At 72.1% G+C, this 1769-nt stretch carries 3 protein-coding genes; all 3 read right to left on the reverse strand.

Going from position 1 to position 1769, the window contains the following annotated elements; all coding sequences use genetic code 11:
* On the reverse strand, positions 1-593 hold a 593-nt coding region (locus tag K9U41_RS22700; protein ID WP_282643103.1), incomplete at its 3' end, for a DUF4175 family protein.
* A 167-nt stretch (positions 594-760) separates the two neighbouring features.
* The gene (locus K9U41_RS22705) at positions 761-1540 is read right to left on the reverse strand and encodes an RluA family pseudouridine synthase (protein ID WP_282643104.1); all 780 of its coding nucleotides are present in this window, start codon (positions 1538-1540) and stop codon (positions 761-763) included.
* Positions 1500-1769, reverse strand: a 270-nt coding sequence (locus K9U41_RS22710) for a macro domain-containing protein (protein ID WP_282643105.1), incomplete at its 5' end; no start/stop codon positions are given. The genes K9U41_RS22710 and K9U41_RS22705, both read right to left, overlap by 41 nt.

Consider the following 1769-nt stretch of genomic DNA (forward strand, 5'->3'; position numbering starts at 1 on the left):
GGCGGGGTCAGGGCCTTCCAGTCGAAGGCGGCGCCGATGCGCGACAGGTGCGCCCCGGGCGCCATGAAGAAGGTGGCGAACAGGGCCAGCACCGCCAGCGCCCGGACGGCGCGGGGATCGAGCCGGGCGAGGCCGGGCTCGGGCGGGCCGGCGCGCAGGGTGCGGGCGGCGGCGAGCGCGCGGGCAAGATGGGCGCGCCACAAGGCGGCACCGACAGGATCATCGGGCTTGGTGGCGAGGCTGTCGGAAATGGCGGTGGCGGGCCGGTGGGCGAGGGTGCTCCTGCGGTCGAGCCGGGCGACGCCCGCCTCCTCGCCGGGCCAGCGCAGGGTCAAGAGCGGGCGGGCGGCGAGCACGAGCAGGACGGCGAAGGCGACGACACCGGCGATGCGCACCGCCACCGGAACCGAGAGCCACAGGCCGGCGAAGGAGACGGCGAGGAAGGCGGCCGCGACGATGCCCACCCGCGCGAGGCCCGGCCAGGCGCGTTCCCAGAACAGGGCGAGGCGGGCGCGATTGACGGCGCGGGCCAGAAGGAAGCGCGCGTCGCCGTCCGGCGTGCGCGGGAGCTTTCCGTCGCGAGGTGCGCTCACACTCTCTCCCTTCTTCCCGCGTGCGGCCGGGACCGGACGCGGCACACGCAAAACCAGCTTGAAAAGCCAGCTTAACATGACGCAAGGAGCGGGCCAGCGCCGCCCCTTCGCGTCGGCTTCACAACTGGGTCATGCGCTGCAACATGGCGCGTTATGGATGCGTGCCGCTAAGCATTTTTGGCGCCCCATTCCACCGCATCCGCCGCGCGGCCGATCTCGTCCGGTGAAAGGCCCAGGGCGCAAAGGGTCTCGCAGATATGCGGCGGCAAAGGGGCGCTGGCCGCCACCGCCGGGCCGTTCGCCTTCAGCGGCACCACGATGCGGCGGGAATGCAGGTGCAGTTTCGGCCCGCCCGGCAGGCGCGAGGCGCCGCCATAGATGGCATCGCCGAAGATGGGGTGGCCGAGGTTGGACAAATGCGCCCGCAACTGGTGGGTGCGGCCGGTGACCGGGCTGAGCGCCATCACGGCGAAGCCGCCGGCGCGGTGGAGCACGCGGTAATCGGTGATCGCCTCCTGCGCGCCGGGCGTGCCCCTGGGCACCGCCTGCATCCACCAGCCGCGATGGGGCGAGCGCTTGGCCAAAGGCTGGTCGATGCGGCCGGCATCCTGGTCCGGCGCACCCTCGATCACCGCCACATAGGTCTTGCCCACGCTCCCGTTCGCGAACAGCTTTCCGAGCAACGCCAAGGCCTTGGCATGGCGCCCGAGGACCAGGCAGCCGGAGGTGTCCTTGTCGAGCCGGTGGGCCAGCTCCGGCGCGCGGGGCAGGCCGAAGCGCAGGGCGTTAAGATGGTCGGCCAGCGTCTCCCCGCCCTTGGGGCCGGCATGGACCGGCAGGCCGTGGGGCTTGTCGATGATGAGCATCATGCCGTCGCGGTAGAGCACCGGCAGGTCGGGGGCGGGATCAGGCGGACGGGGTGATGCCGTGGGCGCGGAAGGCGTCATGATGAAGGTCGGCGGCCTCATGGGAGAAGCAGCAGAACACCACGCGGGTGATGCTGCCGGGAGCCTCAAGATGGGCCAGCACGGCGCCGACCGCCAGTGGCGCCGCGCGATCGGGCGGAAATCCATAGATGCCGGTGGAGATGGCGGGGAAGGCGATGGAGGCAAGCCCCGCCCCATCCGCGAGCCTCAGGCTCTCGCGGTAGCAGGAGGCCAGAAGCCCCTCCTCGCC

The organism is Xanthobacter autotrophicus, assembly GCF_029991245.1.
Taxonomy (GTDB): domain Bacteria; phylum Pseudomonadota; class Alphaproteobacteria; order Rhizobiales; family Xanthobacteraceae; genus Xanthobacter; species Xanthobacter autotrophicus_C.